The organism is Alphaproteobacteria bacterium RIFCSPHIGHO2_01_FULL_41_14 (genome assembly GCA_001767855.1).
Classification (GTDB): Bacteria; Pseudomonadota; Alphaproteobacteria; order UBA7879; family UBA5542; genus 2-01-FULL-41-14.
The window spans coordinates 644471-658846 of the sequence record MEMF01000002.1 but is presented as its reverse complement, the minus strand read 5'-3'; the positions used below and the strand labels follow the sequence as shown (position 1 = coordinate 658846).

At 47.1% G+C, this 14376-nt stretch carries 13 protein-coding genes and 1 other RNA gene; 8 read left to right on the top strand and 6 right to left on the bottom strand.

Going from position 1 to position 14376, the window contains the following annotated elements; all coding sequences use genetic code 11:
- Window positions 1-4 precede the first annotated feature (4 nt).
- The 3 genes from A2621_03250 to A2621_03240 all read left to right on the top strand — a co-directional run bounded on the left by A2621_03250 (window position 5) and on the right by A2621_03240 (window position 2489).
- Entirely contained in the window at window positions 5-661 is a 657-nt protein-coding gene (locus tag A2621_03250) for a hypothetical protein (protein ID OFW89879.1), read from the top strand.
- Entirely contained in the window at window positions 642-1118 is a 477-nt protein-coding gene (locus A2621_03245) for a hypothetical protein (GenBank protein ID OFW89878.1), read from the top strand. Before A2621_03250 ends, A2621_03245 begins: the two co-directional genes overlap by 20 nt.
- 126 nt (window positions 1119-1244) lie before the next feature.
- Complete coding sequence (locus A2621_03240) at window positions 1245-2489, top strand: hypothetical protein (protein ID OFW89877.1); 1245 nt, start codon at window positions 1245-1247, stop codon at window positions 2487-2489.
- A 3-nt stretch (window positions 2490-2492) separates the two neighbouring features.
- Here A2621_03240 and A2621_03235 read toward each other — a convergent pair whose 3' ends face one another.
- Together A2621_03235 and rnpB are read right to left on the bottom strand one after the other, a co-directional pair.
- Complete coding sequence (locus A2621_03235) at window positions 2493-3116, bottom strand: hypothetical protein (protein ID OFW89876.1); 624 nt, start codon at window positions 3114-3116, stop codon at window positions 2493-2495.
- Between the two features lie 29 nt (window positions 3117-3145).
- Window positions 3146-3497: RNase P RNA component class A (gene rnpB, locus A2621_03230), an RNA gene on the bottom strand.
- A gap of 144 nt (window positions 3498-3641) precedes the next feature.
- Between rnpB and A2621_03225 the strand changes: the two genes are divergently transcribed.
- From A2621_03225 to A2621_03205, 5 genes are read left to right on the top strand one after another with little or no spacing between them, the layout of a single operon-like run.
- Window positions 3642-4925 carry a hypothetical protein gene (locus tag A2621_03225; protein ID OFW90132.1) on the top strand — a complete coding sequence of 428 codons (1284 nt, stop codon included), beginning with the start codon at window positions 3642-3644 and terminating at the stop codon, window positions 4923-4925.
- Window positions 4926-4943: 18 nt separating this feature from the next.
- On the top strand, window positions 4944-5852 hold the full coding sequence (locus tag A2621_03220) for an ABC transporter permease (GenBank protein ID OFW89875.1): 909 nt from the start codon (window positions 4944-4946) through the stop codon (window positions 5850-5852).
- Window positions 5852-6679, top strand: coding sequence for a sugar ABC transporter permease (locus A2621_03215; protein ID OFW89874.1), 828 nt, complete (start codon window positions 5852-5854; stop codon window positions 6677-6679). The genes A2621_03220 and A2621_03215 overlap by 1 nt, the downstream gene beginning before the upstream one ends.
- A 22-nt stretch (window positions 6680-6701) precedes the next feature.
- Entirely contained in the window at window positions 6702-7829 is a 1128-nt protein-coding gene (locus A2621_03210) for a hypothetical protein (GenBank protein OFW89873.1), read from the top strand.
- Between the two features lie 20 nt (window positions 7830-7849).
- Complete coding sequence (locus A2621_03205; protein OFW90131.1) at window positions 7850-8995, top strand: hypothetical protein; 1146 nt, start codon at window positions 7850-7852, stop codon at window positions 8993-8995.
- A 17-nt stretch (window positions 8996-9012) separates the two neighbouring features.
- On the opposite strand, the gene A2621_03200 is transcribed toward A2621_03205, so the two are convergent.
- Genes A2621_03200 through A2621_03185 form a run of 4 tightly spaced genes read right to left on the bottom strand, consistent with a single transcriptional unit; the run spans window position 9013 to window position 14369 of the window.
- Window positions 9013-9858 carry a hypothetical protein gene (locus A2621_03200; protein ID OFW89872.1) on the bottom strand — a complete coding sequence of 282 codons (846 nt, stop codon included), beginning with the start codon at window positions 9856-9858 and terminating at the stop codon, window positions 9013-9015.
- Window positions 9825-11927, bottom strand: a complete 2103-nt coding sequence (locus A2621_03195; protein ID OFW89871.1) for a DNA ligase (NAD(+)) LigA — start codon at window positions 11925-11927, stop codon at window positions 9825-9827. The genes A2621_03200 and A2621_03195 overlap by 34 nt, the downstream gene beginning before the upstream one ends.
- Entirely contained in the window at window positions 11924-13573 is a 1650-nt protein-coding gene (locus A2621_03190; protein ID OFW89870.1) for a DNA repair protein RecN, read from the bottom strand. Before A2621_03190 ends, A2621_03195 begins: the two co-directional genes overlap by 4 nt.
- Window positions 13548-14369, bottom strand: coding sequence for a hypothetical protein (locus tag A2621_03185; protein OFW90130.1), 822 nt, complete (start codon window positions 14367-14369; stop codon window positions 13548-13550). The genes A2621_03190 and A2621_03185 overlap by 26 nt, the downstream gene beginning before the upstream one ends.
- Window positions 14370-14376 lie beyond the last annotated feature (7 nt).

The following is a 14376-nucleotide window of genomic DNA, read 5'->3' as shown; positions in this document are numbered from 1 at the left end:
ATTCATGAAATTTGAGTTAAAAACCTCGGCAGATCTTCAAGATTATCCCTCTTCTTTAGCCTTTATGGAAGAGCGTGTGCAGCGTATTCTTAAAGGAGAGGCGCTGCCTCTTCTTTGGTTTTTAGAGTATCCTCCCCTTTTTACCCAAGGTCGCAGCTCGAAGGAGACGTTGTCCTCCCTTTCTTTTCCCGTGTTTGGATCAAATCGAGGAGGAAAAACCACCTATCATGGGCCAGGCCAGCGGGTTCTATACGTGATGCTTGATTTAGCGCTCTATGGAAAAGACGTGAAGCTCTTTGTTTCTTTCCTAGAAGAGTGGGTCATTGAGACACTGGCTGAGTTCGGGGTGACCGGAAAGCGAGCGCAGAATCGTACAGGGGTTTGGGTGGAGACGCAGGCAGGTGAGAAAAAGATAGCGGCCTTGGGGGTGCGTCTCCACAAAGGGGTGACGTCTCATGGGTTGTCGCTGAATGTATCCCCTGACCTTACGCCGTATACCGAGATTATTCCTTGCGGTATTCAGGATTATGGCGTTACCTCTTTAAAGGACTTGGGTGTCAATGTCTCATTAGAGACGGTGGATCAGGTTCTTTTGAAGACGGTACCTTTTGTATTTCAACGCATCATGGAAGGATCTATAGATGGCTATTGTAAAAATTGAAAATCTCACCCCCCTTTTAAAACACACTCAAAGAATAATCGGGATTGATTTTGGGGATAAAATGATCGGTATTGCCCTGTCGGATACGCGCCGGATGATCGCTTCTCCGTTCAAAACGTTGTACTCTAAAGGCCTGAAAGTGGATGCCAATGAGATCATTAATTTGATCGAAGAATTCGACGTGGGGGCTTTGGTGGTGGGCATGCCTTACCATATGAACGGCACTGAGGGAGAGCGGTGCCAGAAAACAAGGAACTTTATTTATAGTTTCTTAGAGCTTTATGATTGCCCTATTGTAACGTGGGACGAGCGTCTTTCCACCAAAGCCGCGGAGGCCAGTATGTTGGAGGGGGATCTCTCGCGTAAAAAGAGAGGAAAAGTAATCGATAGAGTCGCAGCGTCTTATATTCTGCAGGGGGCTCTGGACTGTTTGGCGTTATATCAGCCAGAGGCTTAATTCCACGACTTAAATCTCCTGTGGGAATTTTTTCTGGACAGTTTTTCTTTTAAAAACTAGACTGCAGTCTTAATTTAGGGGGTCTCTAACCGTCATCGTCCCCCTCATTGAAGGAGAGGTTATCTAATGATCAGCAGAACCCGAACTCTTTTAGCGAGCATAGTGGGCACGGCCCTTGAATTTTACGACTTCATGCTCTATGCAGTGTTTTTGGAAGTGATTGGAAAGGAATACTTTCCGGGAAGTGATCATGAAACAAATCAAATTTTTGGGTATGTTGGGTTTTTGGCGGCATTCATTATGCGCCCCTTTGGGGCCAGTGTTTTTGGGTACATCGGAGATCGTTGGGGCCGTCGCAAGGCGCTGATTCTTTCCATTTCTTTGATGGGAATCCCCACGTGTCTCATTGGTATTTTGCCTAGTTATATGAGTTGGGGCCTTTATGCATCCTTCGTTCTTGTTAGCTGTCGCCTTTTGCAAGGGCTGTGTACAGGGGGAGAATATAATGGGTCGGCCATCTTTGCCCTCGAGCATGTGGGTAAACGGTTCCCAGGATTTGTGGGGGGATTGGTCACTGGGGCGAGTGTGATTGGTGCCTTTATGGCTACCAGCGTAGGCATTTTGTGTAATCAACCCTGGATGCCGAGTTGGAGTTGGCGCGTGGCTTTCTGTTTTGGAGGGGTAGTGAGTTTGGTGGGTCTTTATATTCGGTTGTATACAAAAGAAAGCCCCGAATTCCAAAAAATGAAAAAATCCCAAACTCCCCAGAAAGCACCTTTGGTCAAGGCCATTACCCGGGATTGGGCGTCTTCAGGCACCACCGTTATTATTGGCACTTTAAATGGATTTTTGTCGTACACCCTCTTTAAATTTGTTGATATTTATCTGTCAGAATTTCTCAACATTGGGACGGTGAAAACATTGGAATATACGTTGGTGGGAGTTCTAACTTATATCTTTGTGGCACCCTTTATGGGGTTTGTTCTTGATAAAGTGGGCAGCAAAAAAATGATGTTAATAGCGTGTGTCTTTGTCTTTGCCATGTCCATTCCTCTCTATTATTTATTTCAGACTCGGGATCCTTCTTTGTTGATCTTCTCCCAGATTCTGCTCGCGTGTATGGTGGGCAGTATTGCGGGTCCTCAGCATGCCTTTGTACAAACCTTATTCCCCGTGGAAGATCGATACAGCGGTATCTCTTTTAATTATAGTGTGGGGATGGCGATTGGTGGGGGGATTGGACCGATTCTAATGAAAGCTATTACGGTTCGATCAGAAAATCTTTATGCTCCCGCGTTTGTTTTGATGACAGTGGCAACAATCTGTTTTATCACCCTTTCTTTGCGGATTAAGAAAGCCAAGTTTTATTAATCCTTAATCAATCTCGTCATATCCTCCACCATACCCTCCGCCACTACCACCATATCCACCACCACCAAAGAATCGATTAATAACACCAGCGCCGAGCAAAGCTCCAATGCCTGCCGCTCCTCCGGGGGTGACACCATACGCCCCTCCCCCCATCATGAATCCATAAGGAGGAGGGGGTGGAACGCTCCACCCTACTTTATTGGGGTCTGCGTTGGCGGGGGTTCCCCCCGTATTCACGCCTGGAAGGAAAGAACCCATGCTGCCGCCCCACGGCCCCATCATTTGACCTCTTCCAGAAACCGTCGCACAGTAAGGATCCATGGCTATGCTGGGGGTTGTTGCCATGAGTTGTTGGCAGACAAAAGCCATATTACTACATTGGGTCTGGTATTCTGCACTCATCATCCCTCCCGGAACAGAGGCCATGTTGCGACAATAGGAAAGTTGGGCAGCACCTCCTCCAAGTTGGCCGGCTGCTCCATGAAGAATCCCAGAACCAAGGTCTTTAAGCCCAGATCCCAAGCCTTTAAGCGCATTTTTGGCACTGTCAAGCCAATTTGTATGTGAGGGAACTGAAACAAATAAGGTGACGAGCATCACTATCAGAAGAACAAATTTTTTTGACATGTTTGACATAGACGTTTTTACCTCCCCAAGATATCAGATGGTCTATAAGCCGGGTTCTGTCTCTATTACTAGAGTGAGCACCATTCATCTAGGCCAAACATTACTGTTTAGCTCGTGCAACCTACCCGAACAACAACCTCAAGGCGGGCTATACGCTGTTCCTATTTGGTCTTGCTCCGGATGGGGTTTGCCCTGCCATTCTTGTCACCAAGAATGCGGTGCGCTCTTACCGCACCATTTCACCCTTACCTTACGGCGGTATATTTTCTGTGGCACTTTCCCTAGGGTCGCCCCCGCTGGCCGTTAGCCAGCATCCTTCCTTTAAGGAGCCCGGACTTTCCTCTTTATTCCGAAGAACAAAGCGGTGCTCCAACCATCTGATATAGATTATCTTTGCACTAAGCTCCCCTTTTTGGCAAGAAATGTTTTGGAAAACTATTGCATTCAATATTAAATTCCAGTACAAGCAAAAAGATGAGGATAGCATTAACAGGCTTGGGCTTCTTTGGGAAAGGCGTGGTTTTTTTGACCTGCTTTTTTTTACTCTTTGGATGTAAAAAGGACGACCCCCTCTCTCCTTCCAGTGATGACGCAGTGGTTATTACGTGCGGCATGGTGGCCAGTGAATACGAGGCCTGTAAAAAAGGCGTCTCGCGCTGGATGCAGAAAACGGGTAAAAAGGCCCATGTGGTTCCTGCCCCCAATGGCTCGAATGAACGACTTACTCTTTTTCAACAACATTTAGCGGCGGGATCCCCTGACATTGATATTTATCAGGTGGATGTGACTTGGCCGGGATTGTTGGCGAGACACCTCATCGATTTGAATCCCTTTCTGTCCAAAGAAAGAAAAGATCAATATTTGCCGAGACTGCTGAAAAACAATACGGTGGCTGGTCGATTGGTGGCTATTCCTTGGTTTTTAAATGTGGGCTTTCTGTATTATCGTAAAGACCTACTCAATAAATATGGGCTTTCGGTACCCACCACATGGGAAGAGTTAGAAAAAGAAGCTCACTACATCATGCAGGAAGAAAAGAAGCGCGGGAATGACGGATTGTGGGGATATGTTTTCCAAGGAAAAGCTTACGAGGGCCTCACGTGTAATGCCATTGAATGGATCGCGTCTTATCCTAATGGAGGCAGTATTGTTGAACTTGATGGCCGAGTGAGTATTAATAACCCAGATGCCATTTATATTGTGCAGAAGGTGGCCAGCTGGATTGGTGTTTTATCTCCTCCTGGTGTTTTGAATTATGAGCAAGAAGATTGCCGCGGTATTTTCCAATTAGGGAAAGCTATCTTTATGCGCAATTGGATCTATGCTTGGGCTGTATTGAACAACCCAGAAAGCCCCATGGCAGGCAAAGTGGGGATTGCTGTTCTCCCCAAGGGGGGGCCTAAGGGCCATTCCTCAAGCGTTTTGGGGGGGTGGCACTTGGCGGTGTCTAAGTATTCAAAACGGCAAAAAGATGCTGTGGATTTGGTGTCCTTTTTAACCAGTGAAGATGAATTGCGGCGCCGAGCCCTCGAACATGAGTTTTATCCAGCTATGGAATCCCTCTATAAAGAAGAAAAAATTCGTACTCTCAGTCCTATTGCAGGGATTATGCTTGGTGTGGTGAAACGGGCAGTGCCCCGTCCAGCAGGACAAACAGGGGCCAAATATAGCCAAGTGAGTGCTATCTTTTGGAATACGATTTATCAGACATTAGCTCATAAAGGAACGGCTAAGAAAAATTTAGCAACGGCAGAAAAAAAACTGAATTTTATCAGTAAAAATGGTACAAGATGGATCAAGAAATCATAAAAGGCCCGGGAAGTCTCAATGTCTAAAGGTAGACCCTCACAGTTAACAAAGTACAGAGTCAGGAGTGCGTGGTTCTTTGTGGTGCCCACGCTGTTGGTTTTGTGTCTCGCTGCCGGATGGCCGCTTTTCCGTACCATCTGGTTTTCTTTCACAGATGCTACCCTTTCGGCCATGAGCGAAAAGGAATTTGTGGGATTGGAAAACTTTCAATTCCTGCTACAGGATGAGGGCTGGTGGCAATCCGTGCGGAATACTCTCGTTTTTGCAACCTCTTCCGTTGCGCTGGAAACGTTATTCGGTCTTGGCATTGCTCTGGTGCTCCATGCTAATTTCAAAGGGCGACCCTGGGTGCGTACGGCTGTGTTGATTCCGTGGGCCATCCCCACCATTGTCTCAGCCAAGATGTGGCGATGGATGTTTAACGACATTTATGGCGTGGTGAATGCTATTCTTGTCAAATTTGGGTTTATTCTGAAACCTTTGGCCTGGACGGCAGATCCTGATCTTTCTATGGTCGCCGTTATTATCGTAGATGTGTGGAAAACCACTCCTTTCATGGCCTTACTCATTCTGGCAGGGTTGCAGATGTTGCCTCAAGAATGTTTTGAAGCGGCAAAGGTTGATGGCATTCATCCGTTGCGCGTTTTTTGGCGGGTAACCCTACCCCTTTTGAAGCCCACCATTGTGGTGGCAGTTATTTTTCGCATGCTGGATGCCTTGCGGGTGTTTGACCTGTTTTATATTCTTACCAGTGGTAGTACAGATACCATGTCCATGTCGGTCTTTGCCCGTCAGCAACTGTTTGATTTCCAGAGTGTGGGGTTAGGTTCTGCCGCTTCCACCCTTTTGTTCCTTTTAATTGGTCTGATTACCCTCGTCTTTTTGAAAATTGGCCGCGGAAAATCTAAGATGCAGGAGGATATTTAATGCAGACCAAAAAGCAAAAATTCTTTCTCTATACGAGCTCTGTGCTGATTATGATCATTGCGCTCTTTCCTTTCTATTGGGCGGTAGTGTCCTCCCTCAAATCGGGGTCTGATCTTTTCAAAACAGATCTTTTACCTCCCGCTTATGCGTGGCACAACTATGTGGAAATTTTTAAAGAACAACCTTTTGGGCATAATATTCTGAACTCTGTGGTGGTGGCGTTTGGGACGGTGACCATTTGTTTGATTTTGGCGGTGAGTGCCTCTTATGCGCTTGGCCGTGTGAAGTTTAAAGGGCGGTCAGCGTTGCTGCTGACCATCCTATCGGTCTCCATGTTCCCTCAGGTGGCGGTCTTATCAGGCATGTTTGAACTCATCCGCACTTTGAATCTTTACAATAATTTATGTGGTCTTATTTTCTCGTACCTGGTGTTCACCCTGCCTTTCACGGTTTGGATTTTAACCACCTTCATGAAGCAATTGCCCCGTGAAATCGAAGAAGCGGCTATTTTGGATGGGGCGAGTACATGGACTATCTGCTTTCGGATTTTTCTGCCCCTTTTGTGGCCAGCTTTGGTGACCACAGGGTTGTTGGCATTTATCGCGGCATGGAACGAGTTTTTGTTTGCTCTCACCTTTACGGTAGAAAGTCAGTCTCGGACGGTGCCCGTGGCCATCGCCTTGATGACGGGGGCGTCAGAGTACGAACTTCCTTGGGGAAAAATCATGGCGGCTTCCGTTGTGGTCACTCTGCCGCTTATCTTATTGGTGATGATTTTCCAGCGGCGCATTGTGTCAGGGCTGACTGCAGGCGCCGTTAAAGGCTAATACAACATAGAAAAGGACTAGAATGGGTAGAGTTGTTTTATCAAATCTTAAAAAAACTTTTGGCAAAGTTGAGGTGCTTCACAACATCAACTTGGATATCAAAAAGAATGAATTTACCGTTTTTGTGGGGCCATCCGGGTGTGGAAAATCTACACTTCTCCGGCTGATTGCCGGATTGGAAGATGCGACCGAAGGCCAAATCATGATTGATGACCAGGATGTCACCCTGTGGCGTCCGGCGAAGCGAGGAGTAGCCATGGTATTTCAGAGCTATGCCCTCTATCCTCACATGACGGTTTATGAAAACATGTCCTTTGCTTTGCGTCGAACTAAGTATCCTAAGGCGGAAATTCATCGTCGGGTGATGGATGCTGCAGAAGTCTTACAAGTCACCCATTTGCTCGATCGACAACCTAAGCAGCTCTCTGGGGGTCAACGTCAACGGGTAGCCATTGGTCGGGCCATTATTCGTGATCCTCGGGTCTTTCTTTTCGATGAGCCTCTTTCGAACCTGGATGCCTCCTTGCGCGTACAAATGCGCATGCGTATTGCAAAGTTGAAAGAAAAACTTCATACCACCATGATCTATGTGACCCATGATCAGGTAGAGGCCATGACGTTGGCGGATAAGATCGTCGTGTTGAATGCGGGCAATATAGAACAAGTGGGAACACCACTCGAGTTGTATCATCATCCCTGTAATAAATTTGTGGCAGGATTTATTGGGTCTCCCAAAATGAACTTTATCAAGGTGAAGCTCACCACTCTGAAGAATGATGTGGTGACCTTTAGTTTGCCACACGGAAAATCCATGCAGATGCCGGTTATTTTAACGCAAGACATGAAAGATACGGGGCCTGGAAGCGAGGCTGAATTGGGGGTTCGTCCAGAACGCTTGGTAGAATGTGATTCCGCGTCTGCCTTGTTCACGGGAACCGTTCAGACCATCGAAAATTTGGGCAGTGAGATTTATGTGTATGTGAAGATCGGGGAAGCCCAAACTATTTTGATGCGGGCGACAGGCGACAAGATGTTTAAAATCGGTGACACCCTCTTTCTGAAAGTACAGCCGGAAGATTGCCATCTGTTCCATTTGGATTCAGGTATGTCGTTTGAAAGATTTTCTTCTTTCAGCGTAGCCGGGGCATGAGATCTGGAAATATACGTCCCATGACCAAGCTTCTTTATTTGGTAACAGAAGCTGACTATTTTTTTTCCCATCGATATGCGCTGGCAAAGGCGGCTCAACAGCAAGGGTATGAGGTGAGCGTGGCCACCGTGCCCGGGACCCATCGCCAGCGGTTACTAGATGAGGGGTTTCGCCTTTATCCTCTCACAAAGATGACACGCGCGGGTCTTCATCCTCTCAAACAATTTTTGAGCTTTCTTGAGATCTATAAAATTTACCGAACAGAAAAGCCTGATATGGTGCATCACGTGGCCATGAAGCCAGTGTTGTACGGCACCCTTGCCGCCCGTTTGGCGGGGGTAAAATGCGTGGTGAATGCGCTTACAGGGCTCGGGTATCTTTTTATCTCTCCTTCCGTGAAGGCAAAGTTTCTCAGATTTTGGGTTTGGACGTCCTTTCGGTTTTTATTTAAAGGACCGAAGTGTGTGCTGATTCTACAAAATAAAGATGATTTTCAGCTGTTTTCGAAAACTGTGCCACCCCAGAATTTGGCTTTGATTCGTGGGTCTGGGGTGGATATTAAACACTTCTCCCCTCCCCCTAAAAAGAAGGACCATAAACGGCTGAAGGTTGTGCTCGTGGCACGTCTGTTGTGGGACAAGGGCATTCGAGAGGCTATTGAGGTGGTGAGATTGTTAAAAGAAAAAGGATTCTCCTTTGAGTTTATCCTGGCGGGCGGATTGGACCTCCAAAATCCCAGCGGTATCCCGCGACATATCGTGGAACAGTGGCAACAACAAGGTCTCTGCACTTGGATGGGGAAAGTGGACGATGTGGCTAAGCTGTATCAAGCGTGCGACATTGCTGTGTTGCCGTCTTACCGCGAAGGGCTGCCCAAGTCGTTGTTGGAGGCAGCAGCTTGTGGCTTGCCCATCGTTACAACCGATGTGCCTGGGTGTCGGGAAATTGTTGAGGATGGAAAAACAGGCCTGCTGGTGCCTGTGCGGACCGTTGGTCCCCTCACCGAAGCGCTTGGTCGGCTGTTGACGGATGCCCCTCTCAGGAAAAAACTGGGCCATAATGCCCGCACTTCTGTTGAGAAAAATTTTTCATCAGAGAAAATTATAAAAGAAACAGTGGCGGTTTATGAGGTTCTGGAACCACGTGTGGGGGTCAAAAGGAAATAATTTCGGAACTGTTAAAGTTAGGCAAGGTCTGCTAGGCACCATTTATGCGTCTCAGATCGAGACAGAGCCTCAACATCTATGCCATCGATGAAGGCCACCACGGCCCAGCGGGCAAAGGGTTTTCCGATCTGGGTGTCGTCCAGCTGAATCACGTCATGCCAGCCTGCAGAAAACATATCTGTATTTAAAATTTTCTTAAAGTTACTGGAAAAGAAAAAGAGAGCATGCCCTTCTTGGTGATGGATGAGTTCTAAATCGTCTGGTCCACGCCCCATTCGAAGGCCGGGGCAGCTTTCCGCAATGGCCAAGGTGAAAGATCCAGAATCAAAGTGAGGTTTGGCCAAATATTTTCCAGATGAGGCCCAATGATATCGAAGAAACCGGATCATGACATGGGGTTCGTCTGTATCAAATACTTTAGCTGTTATGCCGGGAAATTGCTCTTCCAGAGAGCTGATAATCTGATGCACTACTTTGTACGTCGCCTCCCAAAGGGGTTGCGCTTTCATCAGGAAATCTTGTACCTCAGGATGGGCGTTTATGAATGCGGCATATTGCTGAAAAACAAGGGGATGGAAATGGAAAAATTCCTTACTGTCTCGGTATGGGCCATCTTCTGGGCTGCGCTGCTTGAGGCCAATATCCCCTCGGCGATGGCGGGTGGCAATTTTGGTATCAATGTGGTTTTTAATTTCATCGGGAAGTTCAACGAAACGCAAGAAAGATTGAACAGCTTCTTTTATCTGGGTGCACGGAATGGGAAACGGAACCTGAACATGGGAGTGTTGAGTTAAATCTTTCAGGAGTGTCTCTTCTGTCATCTTTTTCTTTACTGAGATGGTTGCCGCAGGAGATGGACCCATTCTTCCTCCGTTAGTACCTTCACCCCAAGTTCTTTGGCTTTTTTCAGCTTACTGCCTGGATCTGTTCCATACACCACATAATCGGTGCTAGATGAAACAGAGTTGGTGACCTTTGCCCCGAGAGCACGGACTTTTTTCTGAGCTTCCTCACGCGTCATGTGAGAGAGTGTTCCGGTAAACACCATGGTTTTTCCTGAGAAGGGGTGAGACTTCATAGTGGTTTTCCGGACGGGACGGAGGGTGAGATGTGGGATGAGAGCTTCCACTTGCACATCATTTTTTGGCTCTCCCACAAAATTAGTGAGGGAGGTGGCCACAATTTCTCCAATGCCCTCTATCGCCACAAGCTGAGTGTAGGCGGAAGAGTCTTTGCAACAAGCTTCTTTCATAGCACCCCACCAGGCGTCAAAAGTACCATATCTCTCCGCTAAAAGATGCGCTGTTACACGTCCAATATGGCGGATTCCCAGGGCGTAAATAAACCGATCCAAAGAGAGAGCCTGACGGTTGCGAATGGAATCAAAGAGGTTCCGAGTAGATAACTCTCCCCATCCTTCGTGGGTTTTCAGGGGGTGGGCAGAGGATTTATCTCGCTCTTCCAGGGTAAAAATATCAGCAGCACTTTTCAAAAGCCCCTGCTCCCATAAATAATCAATGCGTTTACCGGCCAGGCCTTCGATGTTAAAGGCATGTTTTGAAACAAAGTGTTTAAGACTTTCCAAAAGCTGGGCATGACACGTGAGGCCTCCGCTGCACCTTAAGGCCACTTCGTCTTGTTCCTTCACAATATGGCTACCACAAACGGGACAGGTCTTGGGAAATTGGAAGACAGGTCCGCGTTCGTGTCCTAGAGACCCAAGAGATTGGAGGACTTGGGGGATCACATCCCCTGCCCTCTGAATAATCACACGATCTCCTTCCCGAATATCTTTGCGGTGTATTTCATCCTGGTTATGCAGCGTGGCTCGTGAGACCATAACGCCCCCCACCCCAATGGGCTCCAGTTCAGCCACGGGGGTGAGTACTCCGGTGCGACCTACCTGGATAATGATTTTTTTCAAGAGAGTCTCGGCTTTCTCAGCCGCAAACTTATGGGCAATGGCCCAGCGCGGGGCGCGAGATACAAACCCTAAAGTTTTCTGATGGGCAAAATCGTTTACCTTATAAACAACCCCATCAATTTCGTAGGGGATCTTAAATCGAATGTGGCTGAGGGTCTGATAAAAATTAAGAAGGTCATCCACCGTGGGACAGAGCTGGCAGAGTGGATTGATTGGAAGGCCCCATGCCTTCAGGCGAGATAAGAGATCGTTTTGGGTAAGGATGTCCTTTAAATCGTCTCGTCCTACTCCATAAGAAAAGAACTTTAAAGGACGGCTGGCGGTGATAGCAACATCAAGTTGACGTACCGATCCTGCAGCCGCATTTCTGGGATTAGCAAAGAGAGGATCCCCCTCTTCCTGGCGCTGGTCATTGAGGGTTTGGAAATCTGCTTTTTCTAAGTAGATTTCCCCTCGGACTTCAATCAAGGAGGGATAATATCCCTTGAGCTGAGTCGGGATATTGCGGATTGTTTTCACATTTTGGGTGATGTCCTCCCCTGTGACGCCATCCCCTCGGGTGCTGGCTTGGACGAGAGATCCATTTTCATAACGCAAAGAGCAGGACAGTCCATCAATTTTAGGTTCTGCTAGAAAGGAGAGCGCGTCTTTGTCAGAGAGGTGTAGCCCCTTTTTACACCGCGTCACAAAATCAATGACGTCTTCAGCGTGGAAAGCGTTATCAAGGGAGAGCATAGGGCTAAGATGGTTTACTTTTTTGAATCGACTTCCAGGCGTAGTTCCTACCCGATGGGTACGACTGTCTGGGCGTTTTAAATGGGGAAATCTAATTTCAATCTCTTCATTTCGTCGGGCCAAGGCATCATACTCTGCATCACTGATTTCAGGCGCATCTTTCTGAAAGTATAATTGATCATGATGAGCCAATTCTTGGGCCAAGGCAGCGAGTTCTACTTTAGCCTGATCTTCTGTTAAAGAGTGAACAAAAATGGAACGAATAGGGTTCATAAGGAGACCTTGTCTTTTAAAAGTTCTTGGGCGGCGGCGCGCGTATGCTCGGTAATGGTCTTACCGGACAACATGCGGGAGAGTTCTTCCACTCGTTCTGGGAGGGAGAGAAGATGGATGGCGGTTGTGGTTTTCCCCTCTGCCACAGATTTTTCCACCCCGAAGTGATGGTCAGCGTGTCCAGCGAGTTGAGGAGAATGGGTGATGGCCAGAATTTGAGTGTCAGTTGAGAGTCGCGACAACTGTTCGCCCATGGCGGCTGCTACCGCTCCGCCTAACCCCATATCAATCTCGTCGAAAATAAGAGTGGGAATATTGGCTTTTTCTTTAAGGATGGATTTAAGCGCCAGCATCACTCTTGACAATTCTCCTCCTGAGGCCACTTTGGCTAGGGGCCCGGGAGATAATCCTGGATTGGTGGAGATGAAAAACTCTATGCGATGCATGCCCTTCTCAGACCATTGGGGTTCGGGTAACTCTTCAAAAGAGACGAGAAATACTGCGTGGGGTAGTTTTAAAGGCTCGAGCGCTTTTTTTATTTCCTGGGCAAGAGAGGCACCCCCTTCTTGACGCAAAGTATAGAGATGAGCAGCTGCTACCTGATAAGCTCTTTTTGCGGTGAGTGTTTTTTGCTGCAATTGTTCTAAGGAAGAGTCGCTGCTGAGAAGCTCGCTGTGTTCCTCCCGTAATTTTTTGAGGATGGATGGCAATTCTTCCGTCAACACCTGATGCTTGCGGGCCATTTGGCGCAGGAGATAAAGTCGCCCTTCGATCTGATCGAGGGAAAGCACAGAGTCTCGCAACGTTAAAGATATGTCGTGGGAGGTGGCGCGGATGTCCCTAAAGGAAAGAAGGATGGTTTCAACCGATTGTTTGCAGAAAGATAAAGAGGTAAGGTCTAATTTTTCAAGATGTCGTTGAAGAGTGAGAATGCGATTTTCTAGCTGTAACGGTTCTTCCGACAGTTCATCAATGAGACGCAAAACGGTTTGGATCTGCTCCATGCTCTTTTCTGTTTTCTTAAGTGTCAGAAGGTCTTCTTCTTCCGTTGCACCTGGGGCAAGGTGTTCAAGTTCTTGGATGAGGAAGGCAAGCTCTTCCAGTTTGTTGATCCGATCAGAAAAACGGTGGAACGATGTTTTCAGTATTGTTTCCGCCTTTTTCCAGTGATGATAGGCCTGTTCCAGATCCGTGCTTGAATGGTTGATATAGCGGTCGAGGGCGTCGAGTTGTTGGTCTGCCTTTAAGAGTTGATCAAATTGCCCGTGAATTTCCGCAAGATGGGGAGCGATTTGATTCAAAAGAGTCACCCCAATGGGTTGGTCATTCAGGAAGGCTTTGCTTTTCCCGTCACTTGAAACGGTGCGGCGTACCATCAAGGGAACATCTATTTCAAACCCCTGGTTTTCAAGAAGAGACTCGACACCGGAAGGAATGGAATCGAGGACAAGAGTCACGGATGCTTGTGCTTCCCCTTCTCGAATGAGTTTCATAGGCTGCCGGTTACCCAAAACAAACCCTAAGGAATCCAAAAGAATGGACTTCCCAGCCCCTGTTTCACCTGTGAGAACAGAGAATCCTTTTTCAAATTCTATGTGCAGTTTTTCAATAACTGCAATGTTACGAATGGTTATGCTCTGAAGCACGAGCGCTGTTTTCCCAGGTTTTAGCTAGTTTTGTTTTATCATTTTTATCAGGCAATTGTCCTGTTTTTTCCAAAAGGTTGTAGGCTTTTTTGTACCAATCACTTTGAGGAAAGTTATGTCCAAGCACGGCAGCTGACGCTTGAGCCTCGTTAAGAATACCCAGTTGGAGATAAATTTCAACTAAGCGATATAAGGCTTCTGGCGTGTGGGTAGAACGGTCATATTTTTGCACCACCGTGCGGAAACGACCCAAGGCAGCAATGGGGAGGTATTGGCTTTCATAGAAGCGCCCTATATCCATATGTCCGCCGGCAATATGCTCACGCGTGAGGTCGAGTTTAAATTTGGCATCCTTCGCATACACACTATAGGGAAACCGATGGACAAGCTCTTGGAAAGCAGTCTCTGCTGTTTGGGTTATCTTTTGATCGCGTTCAACGCTAGAGATTTGGTTGTAATAGCAGAGAGCCTTTAAATAAAGAGCGTATGGTACATCTTTGTGGGTGGGGTAGAGCTGAACAAAGGCATTCACACTGGCTACCGCATCTTCGTATTGCTGGGCACGATAATGGGCATACGCTGCCATAATTTGTGCGCGGGTGGCGTAATTGGAATACGGATGTTGGCGAATCACTTCTTCAAAGTTTTTGGCGGAGGCTTTAAAGCTGCTGTCTTCCAATTCTTTAATTGCTTTTGAATAAAGTTCAGTCACCGGTTTTTCTTCGTATTTATCCTCTTTGTCGTTTGTACAAGAGGTTAAAAAAAGAATAGAAAAAAGGGAAAAAAGAACAAAAATATTTTTT

Bases quoted from the DNA above. Each gene is read 5' to 3' on its own strand.
- A2621_03195 (OFW89871.1), bottom strand. From the start codon at position 11,927: ATGAACCCTATTCGTTCCATTTTTGTTCACTCTTTAACAGAAGATCAG.
- A2621_03205 (OFW90131.1), top strand. From the start codon at position 7,850: ATGACCAAGCTTCTTTATTTGGTAACAGAAGCTGACTATTTTTTTTCC.
- A2621_03240 (OFW89877.1), top strand. From the start codon at position 1,245: ATGATCAGCAGAACCCGAACTCTTTTAGCGAGCATAGTGGGCACGGCC.
- A2621_03215 (OFW89874.1), top strand. From the start codon at position 5,852: ATGCAGACCAAAAAGCAAAAATTCTTTCTCTATACGAGCTCTGTGCTG.
- A2621_03235 (OFW89876.1), bottom strand. From the start codon at position 3,116: ATGTCAAAAAAATTTGTTCTTCTGATAGTGATGCTCGTCACCTTATTT.
- A2621_03245 (OFW89878.1), top strand. From the start codon at position 642: ATGGCTATTGTAAAAATTGAAAATCTCACCCCCCTTTTAAAACACACT.
- A2621_03200 (OFW89872.1), bottom strand. From the start codon at position 9,858: ATGGGTCCATCTCCTGCGGCAACCATCTCAGTAAAGAAAAAGATGACA.
- A2621_03250 (OFW89879.1), top strand. From the start codon at position 5: ATGAAATTTGAGTTAAAAACCTCGGCAGATCTTCAAGATTATCCCTCT.
- A2621_03210 (OFW89873.1), top strand. From the start codon at position 6,702: ATGGGTAGAGTTGTTTTATCAAATCTTAAAAAAACTTTTGGCAAAGTT.
- A2621_03220 (OFW89875.1), top strand. From the start codon at position 4,944: ATGTCTAAAGGTAGACCCTCACAGTTAACAAAGTACAGAGTCAGGAGT.